A 14,442-nucleotide genomic window follows, 5' to 3' on the forward strand; every position below is an offset into this window, starting at 1 on the left:
GATTACGGGCCAGCCGCACCAGGTACGGGCAAAGACCCCGACCTGATGGGCGACTTTCGAGCACGCCTGGTAACCCGGTGGCCGTGCCAGCGGCGGTGCCGGCTCTCCGGCACCGCCGCAACCCCGCGGGGGCCGCTTCAGGCCGCCCCGCGCTGCAGGGCCTCGCACACCGCGACGCTCTCCCGGGCACCGAGTTCCACGGCCCGCCCGCAGTGCGCGATCCAGGCCGCCACGCCCTCCGGAGTACCGGAGACATAGCCCTCCATCGCCGCCCGGTACGCCTCGGCGCCCAGCTCGGCATGGCCCACCTCGGCCGGGCAGACGGACTTGGGGTCCAGCCCGCTGTCCACCAGCACGATGCGCTCCGCCGTACGCGCCACCAGCCCGTTGCACGAGCCGAACGGGCGCAGCGCGAGCAGTTCGCCGTGCACCACCGCGGCCTGGACCAGGGCGGGTGCCGAGCTTCCCGCGAGCAGCAGCCGGGACAGGCCGTCCAACCGCCCCGCGACCTCGTCGGCGCCGGGCAGCGGCAGCCCGATCAGCGGCTCGTCGACCGCCTCACCGGCGAGCCGCGGCCGGCCCACCGTCTCGTCCGGTCGCACACCGCCCGCCGCCACCAGGTGCAGTCGGGCCAGTACCCGCAGCGGGGACTGCCGCCAGACGCTCAGCAGCTGCCCCGCCTCGGCCGTCAGCCGGAGCGCGGCACCCACCGTGCGGGGCTCGCCCTCGGAACCGAAGTCGGTCCGCCGGCGGATCTCCTCCAGCGCCCAATCGGCACCCGAGAGCGCCGCCGAAGCGCGCGCGCCACGCAGCGCCGCCTCGGAAGTGATCTCGTTGCTGCGGCGGCGCATCACCCGGTGGCCGTAGACGCGGTCCACCGCCGTACGCATGGCGTTCACGGAGTCTGCGACACCAGGCAGGGAGCCGAGAGCGGCCAGCGGATCAGCTGTCGTACTACTCATGGGTACGACACTACGCACTCCGGCCCCCGGCCCCCCGTTGGAGTGGTCTTCTTCACGCTTGAGCCGCGCGGGCCGCGATCTTCGCACTAGGCTTGTTGAACATGAAGATCGCTTTCGTTGGCAAGGGCGGCAGCGGCAAGACCACGCTCTCCTCCCTGTTCATCCGCCATCTCGCGGCCACCCGGGCCCCGGTCATCGCTGTCGACGCCGACATCAACCAGCACCTCGGGGCCGCCCTCGGCCTCGACGAGGCGGAGTCCGCCGCTCTCCCCGCGATGGGCGGCCGACTGCCGTTGATCAAGGAGTACCTGCGGGGCTCCAACCCCCGCATCGCCTCCGCTGACACCATGATCAAGACCACCCCTCCGGGTGAGGGTTCCCGGCTGCTCCGCATCGACGAGAGCAACCCGGTCTACGAGTCCTGCGCCCGGACCGTCCGCCTCGACAGCGGCGAGATCCGGCTGATGGCGACCGGCCCCTTCACCGAGTCGGATCTCGGCGTCGCCTGCTACCACTCCAAAGTGAGTGCGGTCGAGTTGTGCCTGAACCATCTCGTGGACGGCCGCGGGGAGTTCATGGTCGTCGACATGACGGCCGGCAGCGACTCCTTCGCTTCGGGCATGTTCACTCGCTTCGACATGACGTTCCTGGTCGCCGAGCCCACCCGCAAGGGGGTCTCGGTCTACCGCCAGTACCAGGAGTACGCCCGGGACTTCGGAGTCGCCCTGCGAGTCGTGGGCAACAAGGTGCAGGAGCCGGACGACCTGGAGTTCCTCCGCGCGGAGGTGGGGGACGACCTGCTGGTCACGGTCGGCCACTCGGACTGGGTGCGCTCACTGGAGAAGGGGCGGGCCCGTCCCTTCGCGGAGTTGGAAGAGCCCAACCGGCAGGCACTGCAGACGCTTCAGGACGCGGTGGACGCCTCCTACGAGCAGCGGGACTGGCAGCGCTACACCCGCCAGATGGTCCACTTCCACCTCAAGAACGCCGCGAGTTGGGGCAACGAGCGGACCGGGGTCGACCTGGCCGCCCAGGTCGACCCCTCCTTCGTCCTCGACGAGCGTCTGATGGCTACTCCACTTCCCGCCTGAACTCCGTGGTCCGGTCCGACGGAGAACTCCCCGACGGGCCGGACCGGGCCAAGGGCTCGGGCAGCGGCGGCTCGGCGGGCCGCACCGTGGGCCGGGTCGCCGCCGGGGACGGCGGTGCGGGGGCGAGGTAGTCCGCCCAGCCCCGCTCGGGCCGTTCACCGACCTCCAACCTCCCCAGCCGCTCGAGCACTTCCGGATCCTGGGCGTCAAGCCAGTCCGCGAGCTGCTTGAAGGAGACGCAGCGCACCTCCTTGCGCGGGCAGATGTCCGCTATGGCGCCCTCCACGGCGTCCATGTACGCGCCGCCGTTCCACGACTCGAAGTGGTTGCCGATGAACAGCGGTGCGCGGTTGCCGTGGTAGGCACGCCGGAAGGCGCTCAGCACGCCACTTCGCATCTGCCCGCCCCAGGCCTTGTGCCGTGCCGGATCGCCCTGGGTGGTCCCGGACTGGTTGGCGAGGAAGTTGTAGTCCATCGACAGCGCCTCGAAGGCCCGTCCCGGCATGGGGATCTCCTGCAGCGGGAAGTCCCAGACGCCGTCGGTCTTCCGCGGCCACACCTGCCGGCCGCCCGGGGAACTGGCGTCGTAGCGGAAGCCCATGCTCTTGGCCGCCGGTATCAGATTCCGCTGGCCCTCCAGGCAGGGAGCGCGACCACCGACCAACTCGGTGCCGTAGTCGAACGGCAGCGGTTCCTCCTGCCGCAGGCCGGTGTTGGTCTTCCAGTTCTTGACGAACGCCACGGCCTGCCTGATCTCGCTCCGCCACTCCTCCGTGGTCCAGGTGCCGACACCGTTGGCACCGCAGAAGTGGCCGTTGAAGTGGGTGCCTATCTCGTTGCCGTCCAGCCAGGCGCCGCGGAGTTCTCGTACGGTGGCCTGGACGCCCCGTATGTCGTTGAAGCCGATGTCCGAGGCACCCCGGGTGCGCCGCGGCGGGTCGTAGAGGTTCCGCTTGGACTCGGGCAAAAGGTACACACCGCTCAGGAAGTACGTCATGGTCGCGTGGTACTTGCGCCCGACCCGGCGGAAGCGGGAGAAGAGTTTCTGGCTGTCCTCACCGGCGCCGTCCCAGGAGAAGACGACGAACTGCGGAGGCGCCTGGCCCGGCTTCAGCCGCCGGGCGACCGGCTGAGCGGGCTGCGGGCCGGTGTTCGCCGTCGAGCCGTCGCCTATCAGCCGGACCGGACGATTCGGCACCCTGGGCGCCGCCAGCCCCTTGCGCCCCTGCGCGTGGTCCGCGCCGGCACCCTGGCCGGCGGAGCAACCAGCCGCCGCGCCCAGCGCGGCTATCGCGGCGAACGCCATCGTGAATCTTCTTCCGACCTCCATCGGCCACCTCACCCCTCACTACCCCGAGCACTCAGATAAACCATGCCAATCCGGGGAGAAATGGACGCGACCGAGTGAGCCATCTTGTATGAAGATTCACCCCCCAGATGGAACCTGCCGCCCTGTCGACCGAAAGCCCTTCCACCGGCTCTTTACTCGGCATTACGATCCATTTACCGACTCTTGAGAGTTACGAATCCATCACCCACCGTGACATTCGCCCGGTGAACCTGTCCCCCGCGACCCTGGTACGTGACCGTGCAGCCCCGGAGGAGACGGCATGCTGCAACTCTTGAACCGGATCGAAACGCCCTCCTGGCGCCGAGCCCTTCCCACCACGATCGTCCTCTTCCTGCTCTCCGTCCCCCTCTCCCTCGGGGTCGCCCTCACCGCCGGAGTCTCCGTCCACACAGGGCTGGTCGCCGCGGCCACGGGTATCGCCGTCGCGACACTGATCACGCTTCACCGGCTCACACACATCCGCGTCGCGGTCACCCAGGACGCACACGGGTATCTCGTGCGGTTCGACGGGCAGTTGACCTTCCTCGCGGTGGCACGCATGACCACAACGCTGGCCCGAGTACCGGACGGCATCCCCGCGGTGGTCGAGCTGGGCGGACACTTCATGGACCACTCCGCCTACGACGCCTTGCAGTCCTGGTCGAAGGGTCACCAGGAGCGCGGTGGGCGGGTCACCATCAGCAACCGCGCCGGCCAACTGATCGCCGAACCGCCCAGTCCACACACCTGCCACCACTGGACACCGTGGCGCAACCACCAGCACACCAGCCCCGCCGAGGCCGCCACCACCACCGGCGGCGGACAGCTGCTGGACGGGCTGAGCGCCTTCCAGCGGAACACGGCCCCACTGGTCCGAGACGAGCTGGCCCGGCTTGCCCAGGAAGGGCAGCGCCCGACCCAGCTCTTCTTGACCTGCGCGGACTCCCGCCTGGTCACCAGCATGATCACTTCAAGCGGCCCGGGGGACCTGTTCACCGTGCGCAACATCGGCAATCTCATGCCGCCGCCGGGGAGTGAGACCTCCTGCGACTCCGTGGCCGCGGCCATCGAGTACGCGGTGGACGTGCTGGGCGTCAGCAGCCTCACCGTGTGCGGGCATTCCGACTGCGGCGCGATGCAGGCCCTGCTCGGCGCGCCCCAGGAGCCGGGCGCGCAGACACCGCTGGCCCGCTGGCTGCGGCACGGCCGCCCCAGCCTGGCCAGGATGCAGCGCATCAGCCGGCTGGGACGGGGGGAGGTCGCCCTGGCGGAGCGCCCGGTCGCCGACGACGCGGAGCGGCTGGCGCTGGTCAACGTGATGCAGCAACTCGACCACCTGGCGGCACACCCCTGTGTGGCGCGCCGGGTGGCCGATGGATCGCTCACCCTGCAGGGGATGTACTTTCACGTGGGAGAGGCCCAGGCATACGTGCTGGACCGGACCTCCAACACCTTCAGCGCGGTACGGCCAGGACCGGTGGGCGCCCTGGACGCGGTGCACCCCTAGGACCGGCAGCCCCCGCCGGGCCCCGGTCCGGCCGCTGAACCGACGAGCATCGCGACGACAACAGGCCGCTAAAGGTCTAAACCAATTTTTCCCAAGAGCCCTTGTCAGAGCGCACCATGGCCTGATGAGCTAGGAGCGGGACAAACGGGCACCCTGGGAATGGGAGATGTCGTGAGCAACGAGAGCCTGGCCAACCTCCTGAAGGAGGAGCGCCGCTTCGCCCCGCCTGCCGCACTGGCAGCCGAGGCCAACGTCACCGCGGAGGCGTACGAGCGGGCGAAGGCTGATCGGCTGGGCTTCTGGGCCGAGCAGGCCCGGCGGTTGACCTGGGCCGTCGAGCCGAGCGAGACCCTGGACTGGTCCAATCCCCCGTTCGCCAAGTGGTTCGCCGACGGCAAGCTCAACGTGGCGTACAACTGCGTCGACCGCCACGTGGAGAACGGCCTGGGCGACCGGGTCGCCCTGCACTTCGAAGGTGAGCCCGGCGACTCCCGTTCCCTCACCTACGCGGAGCTCCAGAGCGAGGTCTGCCGTGCCGCCAACGCCCTCATCGAGCTGGGCGTCCAGACCGGTGACCGGGTGGCCATCTACATGCCGATGATCCCGGAGACGGTCATCGCCATGCTGGCCTGCGCCCGGCTCGGCGCCCCGCACTCGGTGGTCTTCGGCGGCTTCTCCGCCGACGCCCTCGCCACCCGCGTCAAGGACGCCGACGCCCGGGTCGTGATCACCGCGGACGGCGGCTACCGGCGGGGCAAGCCGTCCGCGCTCAAGCCCGCCGTGGACGAGGCGCTGACCCGCCCCGGCACGGAGAACGTCCGCAGTGTGCTGGTGGTCCGCCGCACCGGCCAGCCGCTCGAGGAGGCCGGCAGCACCTGGACCGAGGGCCGTGACGTGTGGTGGCACGAGCTGGTCGACCGCCAGTCGGACCAGCACACCCCCGAGGCGTTCGACGCCGAGCACCCGCTGTTCATCCTCTACACCTCCGGCACCACCGGGAAGCCCAAGGGCATCCTGCACACCACCGGCGGCTACCTCACCCAGGCCTCGTACACCCACCACGCCGTCTTCGACCTCAAGCCGGAGTCGGACGTCTACTGGTGCACCGCCGACGTCGGCTGGGTCACCGGCCACTCGTACATCGTCTACGGCCCGCTGAGCAATGGCGCCACCGAGGTGCTCTACGAGGGCACGCCGGACACCCCGCACCAGGGCCGCTGGTGGGAGATCGTGCAGAAGTACGGCGTCACCGTCCTCTACACCGCCCCCACGGCCATCCGCGCCTGCATGAAGTGGGGCGACGACATCCCGGCCAAGTTCGACCTGAGCAGCCTGCGGGTGCTGGGTTCGGTCGGCGAGCCGATCAACCCGGAGGCCTGGGTCTGGTACCGCGAGCACATCGGTGGCAACACCACTCCGGTGGTCGACACCTGGTGGCAGACCGAGACCGGCGCCATCATGGTCAGCCCGCTGCCGGGGGTCACCGAGACCAAGCCCGGCTCGGCCCAGGTCCCGCTCCCCGGCATCGCCGCCACCGTGGTGGACGACGAGGCCAACGAGGTGCCCAACGGTTCCGGCGGCTATCTGGTCCTCACCGAGCCCTGGCCGTCGATGCTGCGCACCATCTGGGGAGACGACCAGCGGTACCTGGACACCTACTGGTCGCGCTTCGAAGGCCGCTACTTCGCGGGCGACGGCGCCAAGAAGGACGAGGACGGCGACATCTGGCTGCTCGGCCGGGTGGATGACGTGATGCTGGTCTCCGGCCACAACATCTCGACCACCGAGGTCGAGTCCGCGCTGGTCTCGCACCCCAAGGTGGCCGAGGCCGCGGTGGTCGGCGCGGCCGACCCGCAGACCACCCAGGCGATCTGCGCGTTCGTCATCCTGCGCGGCGGTGCGGCGGAGGACGACGGGCTGGTCGAGGAGCTGCGGGCGCATGTGGCCAAGCAGCTCGGCCCGATCGCCAAGCCCAAGCGGATCCTGCCGGTGGCGGAGCTGCCCAAGACCCGTTCGGGCAAGATCATGCGCCGGCTACTGCGCGACATCGCGGAGAACCGGGCTCTGGGCGATGTCACCACGCTGACCGACTCCTCGGTGATGGACCTCATCCAGAGCAAGCTGCCCAGCGCTCCCAGCGAGGACTGAGCCTTCGCAGCCGATCCCCCGGATTCCTCAGATCCCCGAGACTCCCGAGATCGGCGAAATCCCCAGCTCAGAGCGGTAGAACCGGGAAGGGCGCCCCACGCTTCAGGGGCGCCCTTCCGCCATTCCGGTTAAAGTGATTATCTGTCGCGTAAAAATCGCGACAAGAAGCCAGGGCGCGCCGGGAAGTCTGGTCGGCACACAGCACACGTGTATCCGTCCACCTCCAGGAGGTCAGCCCGTGGCCGCGCCCATACGCCGCACGTTCCTCAACCGTCTGTCGCTGCCGGAGCGCAATTTCGTCGCCGACGCCCTCCGCACCGAGACGGTCGGCGGAGTGCTGCTGCTGGTCGCCGCCATCGCGGCACTGATCCTCGCCAACACCCCGCTCAGCGGCTTCTACCACGACATCAAGGACGCGTCCTTCGGCCCGGAGTCGCTGCACCTGCACCTGTCGGTGGCGGCCTGGGCCCAGGACGGGCTGTTGACGATCTTCTTCTTCGTGGCCGGCATCGAGCTCAAACGGGAGCTGGTCTCCGGCGAGCTGCGCGATCCCCGGGCAGCCGCCCTGCCGGTGGTGGCCGCGGTCTGCGGCATGGCCGCTCCCGCCCTGGTCGATGTGGTCGTCAACGCCAGCAGCGGCGGCAGTCTGTCCGGCTGGGCGGTGCCCACCGCCACCGACATCGCCTTCGCGCTGGCCGTACTGGCGGTCATCGGCACCGCGCTGCCCTCCGCGCTGCGCGCCTTTCTGCTGACGCTCGCCGTGGTGGACGACCTGCTGGCGATCCTGATCATCGCGATCTTCTTCACCCAGGAGATCGACTTCCTGGCCCTGGGCCTGTCGGTGGCGGGCCTGGCCGTCTTCTGGCTGCTGCACCACAAGGGCGTGCGCGGCTGGTACGTCTTTGTGCCCCTGGGAGTGGTGATCTGGGCCCTGATGCACGCCAGCGGGGTGCACGCCACGGTGGCCGGGGTGGCCATGGGCCTGATGCTGCGCTGCACCGTGCGCGAGGGTGAGGAGCACTCCCCGGCCGAGACCATCGAGCACCGGGTGCGCCCCCTGTCCGCGGGGCTCGCGGTGCCGCTGTTCGCCCTCTTCGCGGCGGGGGTCTCGGTTTCCGGTCCGGCGATACACGACGTCTTCACCAAGCCGGAGACGCTGGGCGTGGTGCTGGGGTTGGTGGTCGGCAAGACGCTGGGCATCTTCGGCGGCTCCTGGCTGGCCGTCCGGTTCACCAAGGCGGAGCTGAACAAGGACCTGCAGTGGGCGGACGTGCTGGCCGTGGCCGCACTGGCGGGCATCGGCTTCACCGTCTCGCTGCTCATCGGCGAGCTGGCCTTCCCGAACGACCCGGCGCTGACCGACGAGGTGAAGGCCGCGGTGCTGACCGGTTCCGTACTGGCCGCGCTGGTCGCCGGCGTGCTGCTGAAGCTGCGGAACAACAGGTACCAGAAGCTCTGCGCCGAGGAGGACCGGGACGAGGATCTGGACGGCATCCCCGACGTCTACGAACAGGACGACCCCGCCTACCACCTGCGGATGGCCGCCATCTTGGAGGCGAAGGCCGCGGAGCACCGACGCCTCGCCGAAGTGGCCGCCGCGAAGGACTCCGGTGACGATGATCCGGCATGATCTGAGAGGCTTTACGTCCACAGCCAAACAGAGGGAGACGGCGATGAGCGCAGCGGAAGACGGCGGGGACCGCAGCCTCGGCCAGCTGGTGGCCTCGGCGACCACCGAGCTGTCCGCGCTGGTGCACGACGAGATCGCGCTGGCGAAGGCGGAGATCCGGCAGGACGTCAAGCGGGGCGTGTTCGGCAGCGCGGCGGCCATCATCGCCGGAGTGCTGGTGCTGTTCTCCCTGCCGGTCCTCAGCTTCGCGCTCGCCTACGGCTTCCGTGCCTGGACGGATCTGGGCCTGGTCTGGTGCTTCCTGATCGTGGGCGGCCTCTACTGGCTCCTCGCGGTGCTCCTGATCGGCCTGGCCTACGCCAAGTTCAAGAAGGTCAAGCCGCCGAAGCGGAGCATCAGCTCGGCCAAGCAGTCCGCCGCCGTGCTGTCGAACGTACGGCCGCACCCGCGTGCCGCCGTCGACGGGGACCTGGTGTCCGCCGATGTGACACGCTCGTCTGTATGACGGTCCCCGACAGCGCCGGCGCGGCCGTACGGCTCGACGGTCCCTGGACGCACCGGGATGTCGCGGCCAACGGAGCCCGCTTCCACATCGCCGAACTGGGCGAAGGTCCGCTGGTCCTGCTGCTGCACGGCTTTCCGCAGTTCTGGTGGACCTGGCGGCACCAGTTGCCCGTGCTGGCCGAGGCCGGGTTCCGGGCGGTGGCGATGGATCTGCGCGGGGTGGGCGGCAGCGACCGTACGCCGCGCGGCTACGACCCGGCCAATCTGGCGCTGGACATCACCGGGGTGATCCGTTCGCTGGGCGAGCCCGATGCCGCTCTGGTCGGCCATGACCTCGGCGGCTATCTGGCCTGGACGGCGGCGGTGATGCGGCCGAAGCTGGTCCGCCGACTGGTGGTGGCCTCCTCGCCGCACCCCCGGCGCTGGCGCGCGGCGATGCTCAGGGATGTCCGCCAGTCCACCGCGAGCAGTCATGTGTGGGGCTTCCAGCGGCCCTGGATCCCCGAGCGGCAGCTGGTCGCCGATGACGCGGCGCTGGTGGGACGGCTCATCCGGGACTGGTGGGGCCCGGTGGCACCGGACGCCGAGGTGCTGGACGCCTACCGCCGGGCGATGTCGATCCCGTCCACCGCCCACTGCTCGATCGAGCCCTACCGCTGGATGGTGCGGTCCCTGGCCCGCCCGGACGGTTTCCAGTTCAACCGCCGCATGAAGCTCCCGGTGCGGGTGCCGACGCTGCATCTGCACGGTTCGCTCGACCCGGTCGCCCGGGTCCGCTCCGCGGCGGGCTCCGGGCAGTACGTGGAGGCCCCGTACCGCTGGCGGCTCTTCGACGGGCTCGGGCACTTCCCGCACGAGGAGGATCCGGTGGCCTTCTCGACCGAGCTGATCAACTGGCTGCGGGACCCGGAACCGGACCGCTGACGACTCTCCCGTCCCCCGGACGGCCCAGCGTCCCCCGCGTTCGTCCTACCACCGGGTAAGTGCCCGGCGCATAGGCCAACCGATCTACCGGTAGGCGATTACCGACCTTGGGGCGAGGGCAGAGTCCGGGGTATGGGCTGGACGCACGACTACGGTGACGCACCACGCGACCGCGGCTCCGACACCGATGCCACCACCACGCTGAGGGTGTCCGAGCGGCGCAGTCCCGCATACCGGCAGACCGGTGCACAGGATCCGTGCATCGGCATTCCAAGAATCCTGCGGCGCCGCGCCCGCTATGTGTCGGCGCGGCTGCGCCATCCACGCGGCTGACCCGGCGCGTACGGCCGCCGGTCGCCGGCACCGCTGGTGACGCGGTACGCCCCCGGCCGCGGCCCGGATCCGGGGGTTCGGCGGTTCACAGGGCGCATCCCTGGGTGTCCACCCGCTCCTTGGTGGTCCTGCCCCGCTCGATGTCCACGCGCACCTCGTCGGCGGTGAGCGCGTACCCGGTGTGCGCGTTGTCCAGTGACTTGGCGAAGACCACGCCGTAGACCTGTCCGTGGGGGGTCAGCAGCGGGCCGCCGGAGTTGCCCGCGCGCACCTTCGCGTACAGGGAGTAGACATCGCGGTCGACCGTGCCCCGGTGGTAGATGTCCGGGCCGTTGGCGTCGATCCGGTCGCGGACCCGGGCCGAGCGCACGTCGAAGCCGCCGTTCTCCGGGAAGCCCGCGACGATGGCGTCATCGCCGGTGCGCGCGTCGCCCTCGGCGAACTTCAGCACGGGGGCGCGCAGGGTGGGCACGTCCAGGACGGCGATATCGCGCTTCCAGTCGTACAGCACCACCTTCGCGTCGTGGCTCTTCCCCTTCCCGCCGATCTGCACGGTGGGCTCGTCCACCCCGCCGACCACATGGGCGTTGGTCATCACCCGGTGCGGGGCGAACACGAAGCCGGTGCCCTCCAGGCTCTTTCCGCAGCTGGGAGCGGTGCCGACCACCTTGACGATGCTCTTCTGGGCGGCGGTCGCCACCGGGCTGCGCGCCAGCCGCGGGTCGGGGGCCGGCACATGGGTGATGTGCTCGTCGGCGAAGGGCAGGAAGACCTGCGGCAGGCCGTTCCTCGCCAGGGTGGAGGAGAAGTCGTTGAACCAGTGGTCGGCCTCGTCCGGGAGCACGTCGGACACGCCGTTCAGCACCCGGGAGCCGTCCACCTCCTTGCCCAGCGCCGGCAGGGAGGTGTTGGCGTTGGCGACGCCCAGCCCGATCAGCCAGGCGACCAGCAGCATGGCCAGTACGTTGACCAGGGCGCCGCCGGTGGCGTCCAGCACCCGGGCCGGGGACCAGGTGATGTGGGTGCGCAGCTTGCTGCCCAGGTGGGTGGTGGCCGCCTGGCCCACCGAGGCGGCCAGGATCACCAGGACCACCGCCGCTATCGCGCCGAACGTCCCCGGTGAACGCCCACCGGCCACGGCGTCCCAGATCACCGGCAGGGTGTAGACGGCGATGAGGCAGCCGCCGAGGAATCCGATCACCGAGAGGACACCGACCACGAAGCCCTGGCGGTATCCCACGATGGCGAACCACACGGCCGCCAGGACCAGCAGGATGTCCAGCACGTTCACCGAAACTTGCCTCGCAAAGGTCGCCGGGCGGAACACAGCACGGGGTCAACCTCTCACGAGCGCCAGTCGAGCGGCACCTGCGTCTGCCGGTTCCAGGGCCGCTCCCACCCGGCGTGGTACAGGATGCGGTCGATCACTCCAGCGGTGAAACCCCAGACCACCGCGTCTGCCACCAGGAAGGCCGGGCCCCGGTACCCACTGGGGTGAACGGCGGTCCCGCGATTGGCCGGATCCGTGAGTTCGGCCACCGGGACGGTGAAGACCCGGGCCGTCTCCCCCAGGTCGACCGCGGCCACCGGGCTGGGCTTGTGCCACCAGCCCAGCACCGGGGTCACCACGAAGTCGCTGACCGGGATGTAGAGCCGGGGCAGCACCCCGAAGACCTGCACCCCGGCGGGGTCCAGCCCGGTCTCCTCCTCCGCCTCGCGCAGCGCGGCACGCACCGGCCCCACGCTCTCCGGATCACCGTCCTGCGGGTCCAGGGAGCCGCCGGGGAACGAGGGCTGGCCGGCGTGCGAGCGCAGGCTGCCGGACCGCTCCATGAGCAGCAGCTCCGGTCCGCGCTCCCCCTCGCCGAACAGCACCAGGACGGCCGAGAGGCGGCCGCCGGCGGACGGCGGCAGAAAACTGCTCAGCTGCCGGGGCTCAAGGGTCTCCGCGGCCCGCGCCACCGGCATCAGCCACTCCGGCAGCCCCCGCGCACTGATCTCGATGCCATCCCCGCAGGTGCTGGTCACTCGCCCGCCCCCAGCGGTGCGGCGGGCTCGCCCGGATAGTCGGACGGGGGCCGCAGCCGCTGCCCCGGCCGGCCGCCCATCTCGTACTTCAGCAGCTTCCTGGCCTTCTCCGGATCGGTCTCGCCCTCGCCGTACGAGGGGCAGAGCGGGGCGATCGGGCAGGCACCGCAGGCGGGCCTGCGCGCATGGCAGACGCGCCGGCCGTGGAAGATGATCCGGTGCGAGAGCATCGTCCACTCGCTCTTCGGGAAGAGTGCGGCGATCTCCGCCTCGACCTTCTCCGGGTCCTCCTGCGCGGTCCACTTCCAGCGCCGCACCAGCCGCCCGAAGTGGGTGTCCACAGTCAGGCCTGGGACTCCGAAGGCGTTGCCCAACACCACGTTGGCCGTCTTGCGGCCCACTCCGGGCAGGGTCACCAGGTCCGCCAGCCGGCCCGGCACCTCGCCGCCGAAACGGTCCCGGATCGCCGCGGAGAGGCCCAGCAGCGACTTCGCCTTGGCGCGGAAGAAGCCGGTGGGCCGGATCAGCCGCTCCAACTCCTCGGGGTCGGCGGCGGCCATGTCCTCCGGAGTGGGGTAGGCCGCGAAGAGTGCCGGGGTGGTCTGGTTGACCCGCAGGTCGGTGGTCTGCGCCGAGAGGACGGTGGCCACCAGCAGCTGGAACGGGTTCTCGAAGTCCAGCTCGGGGTGGGCGTACGGGTAGACCTCGGCCAGCTCGCGGTTGATCCGGCGAGCCCTGCGGACCAGCGCCAGGCGGGACTCGGGCTTACCGGCCCCCGCCGACTTCCCCGCGTTCTTCGCCGTAGCTTTCACGACATCCTTCGCGGCACTCGCACCATTGACCGAATTGTCCGCTTTCACCGGCTTCTCCGCGGGGCTCGACGCCCGTTCGCCCACAGCGGAATTCCCCGACGCGCTCACCCGTCCGGCCCCCTTGCCCTGTGCTCTCACCGGCGTATTGGACACCCGGCCAGCCTAAGCCCAGCCACCGACATCCGCCCCGGACGCACGAAATCGGCCGCCCGATCGGACCCCTGCCGCACGGTCCCCAGCACTGATACGTCAAACTTGTGATTGATCGCACTGTTTTACCGTCGGGCATGATGGACCTCGGTCCCCTGTGCATGTCGACAAGGAGAGTCTCGTGGACGACGTTCTGCGGCGCGCCCCGCTTTTCGCGGCGCTCGATGACGAGCAGGCCGCTGAGCTGCGCGCCTCCATGGGAGAGGTCACCCTCGCACGTGGCGACGCCCTCTTCCACGAGGGGGACCCTGGTGACCGCCTCTACGTGGTCACCGAGGGCAAGGTGAAGCTGCACCGCACCTCTCCCGACGGCCGGGAGAACATGCTCGCGGTACTCGGTGCCGGCGAGCTGATCGGCGAGCTGTCCCTCTTCGACCCCGGCCCGCGCACCGCGACCGCGACCGCGCTGACCGAGGTCAAGCTGCTGGGCCTCGGCCACGGCGACCTCCAGCCCTGGCTCAACGCCCGCCCCGAGGTGGCCACCGCCCTGCTGCGCGCGGTCGCCCGCCGGCTCCGCAAGACCAACGACCAGATGTCCGACCTGGTCTTCTCCGACGTCCCCGGCCGGGTGGCCCGCGCCCTGCTGGACCTGTCGCGCCGCTTCGGCGTGCAGTCGGAGGAGGGCATCCACGTGGTGCACGACCTCACCCAGGAGGAGCTGGCCCAGCTGGTCGGCGCCTCCCGCGAGACCGTCAACAAGGCGCTGGCCGACTTCGCCGGCCGCGGCTGGCTGCGCCTGGAGGCGCGGGCCGTGATCCTGCTGGACGTCGAGCGGCTGGCCAAGCGCTCCCGCTGACCGAGAGTGACCGGCCCCGCGGCGTTGTTCGCACGCCCGGGGCCGGACGACTGCCGGTCGGCCGCCCTCGGCGACCGGACCGCCGTACCCGCCCGAGCGGGCCGTACGGACGCGACACCCGGGGATCCCGCCCCGCCCCCCCGCCGCGCGCCTCGGGCGGGTACGGC

Annotated in this window: 12 protein-coding genes and 1 pseudogene; 8 read left to right on the top strand and 5 right to left on the bottom strand. The window is 70.5% G+C overall.

Features of this window, described 5'->3' with window-relative positions:
* Positions 1-137 precede the first annotated feature (137 nt).
* Positions 138-962, bottom strand: coding sequence for a Fic family protein (locus E4099_RS02435; RefSeq protein ID WP_135337218.1), 825 nt, complete (start codon positions 960-962; stop codon positions 138-140).
* 101 nt (positions 963-1,063) lie between these two features.
* On the opposite strand from E4099_RS02435, the gene E4099_RS02440 reads away from it, so the two are divergent.
* Entirely contained in the window at positions 1,064-2,053 is a 990-nt protein-coding gene (locus E4099_RS02440) for an ATP-binding protein (protein WP_135337219.1), read from the top strand.
* Here the strand turns inward: E4099_RS02440 and E4099_RS02445 are convergent.
* Positions 2,034-3,383 carry a polysaccharide deacetylase family protein gene (locus E4099_RS02445; protein ID WP_386390314.1) on the bottom strand — a complete coding sequence of 450 codons (1,350 nt, stop codon included), beginning with the start codon at positions 3,381-3,383 and terminating at the stop codon, positions 2,034-2,036. The two genes, E4099_RS02440 and E4099_RS02445, sit on opposite strands and share 20 nt — an antisense overlap.
* Positions 3,384-3,753: 370 nt before the next feature.
* Between E4099_RS02445 and E4099_RS02450 the strand changes: the two are divergent.
* The 6 genes and pseudogenes from E4099_RS02450 to E4099_RS02475 all read left to right on the top strand — a co-directional run.
* Positions 3,754-4,890: pseudogene (locus E4099_RS02450) on the top strand (carbonic anhydrase); the annotation flags it as partial.
* A gap of 171 nt (positions 4,891-5,061) precedes the next feature.
* A complete protein-coding gene (acs, locus tag E4099_RS02455; RefSeq protein ID WP_135337221.1) occupies positions 5,062-7,038 on the top strand; it encodes an acetate--CoA ligase in 1,977 nt (658 codons plus the stop codon).
* Positions 7,039-7,276: 238 nt separating this feature from the next.
* A complete protein-coding gene (gene nhaA, locus E4099_RS02460; RefSeq protein WP_135337222.1) occupies positions 7,277-8,668 on the top strand; it encodes a Na+/H+ antiporter NhaA in 1,392 nt (463 codons plus the stop codon).
* A 43-nt stretch (positions 8,669-8,711) separates the two neighbouring features.
* Positions 8,712-9,173 (top strand): phage holin family protein, encoded by a 462-nt coding sequence (locus E4099_RS02465; protein ID WP_135337223.1) that lies wholly within the window; start codon positions 8,712-8,714, stop codon positions 9,171-9,173.
* Entirely contained in the window at positions 9,170-10,096 is a 927-nt protein-coding gene (locus tag E4099_RS02470; RefSeq protein WP_135337224.1) for an alpha/beta fold hydrolase, read from the top strand. The genes E4099_RS02465 and E4099_RS02470 overlap by 4 nt, the downstream gene beginning before the upstream one ends.
* A 132-nt stretch (positions 10,097-10,228) precedes the next feature.
* On the top strand, positions 10,229-10,429 hold the full coding sequence (locus tag E4099_RS02475; RefSeq protein WP_135337225.1) for a hypothetical protein: 201 nt from the start codon (positions 10,229-10,231) through the stop codon (positions 10,427-10,429).
* An 85-nt stretch (positions 10,430-10,514) separates the two neighbouring features.
* Here E4099_RS02475 and E4099_RS02480 read toward each other — a convergent pair whose 3' ends face one another.
* The 3 genes from E4099_RS02480 to nth are packed head-to-tail and all read right to left on the bottom strand — an operon-like array spanning position 10,515 to position 13,377.
* The gene (locus E4099_RS02480) at positions 10,515-11,720 is read right to left on the bottom strand and encodes a MarP family serine protease (protein WP_135337226.1); all 1,206 of its coding nucleotides are present in this window, start codon (positions 11,718-11,720) and stop codon (positions 10,515-10,517) included.
* 53 nt (positions 11,721-11,773) lie between these two features.
* The gene (locus E4099_RS02485; protein WP_135337231.1) at positions 11,774-12,397 is read right to left on the bottom strand and encodes an NUDIX hydrolase; all 624 of its coding nucleotides are present in this window, start codon (positions 12,395-12,397) and stop codon (positions 11,774-11,776) included.
* A gap of 56 nt (positions 12,398-12,453) precedes the next feature.
* Positions 12,454-13,377 (bottom strand): endonuclease III, encoded by a 924-nt coding sequence (gene nth, locus E4099_RS02490; RefSeq protein ID WP_135337227.1) that lies wholly within the window; start codon positions 13,375-13,377, stop codon positions 12,454-12,456.
* 223 nt (positions 13,378-13,600) lie between these two features.
* On the opposite strand from nth, the gene E4099_RS02495 reads away from it, so the two are divergent.
* On the top strand, positions 13,601-14,275 hold the full coding sequence (locus tag E4099_RS02495) for a Crp/Fnr family transcriptional regulator (protein ID WP_135337228.1): 675 nt from the start codon (positions 13,601-13,603) through the stop codon (positions 14,273-14,275).
* Positions 14,276-14,442: the final 167 nt, after the last annotated feature.

Origin of the sequence: Streptomyces palmae, from assembly GCF_004684805.1 — a bacterium.
Classification (GTDB): domain Bacteria; phylum Actinomycetota; class Actinomycetes; order Streptomycetales; family Streptomycetaceae; genus Streptomyces; species Streptomyces palmae.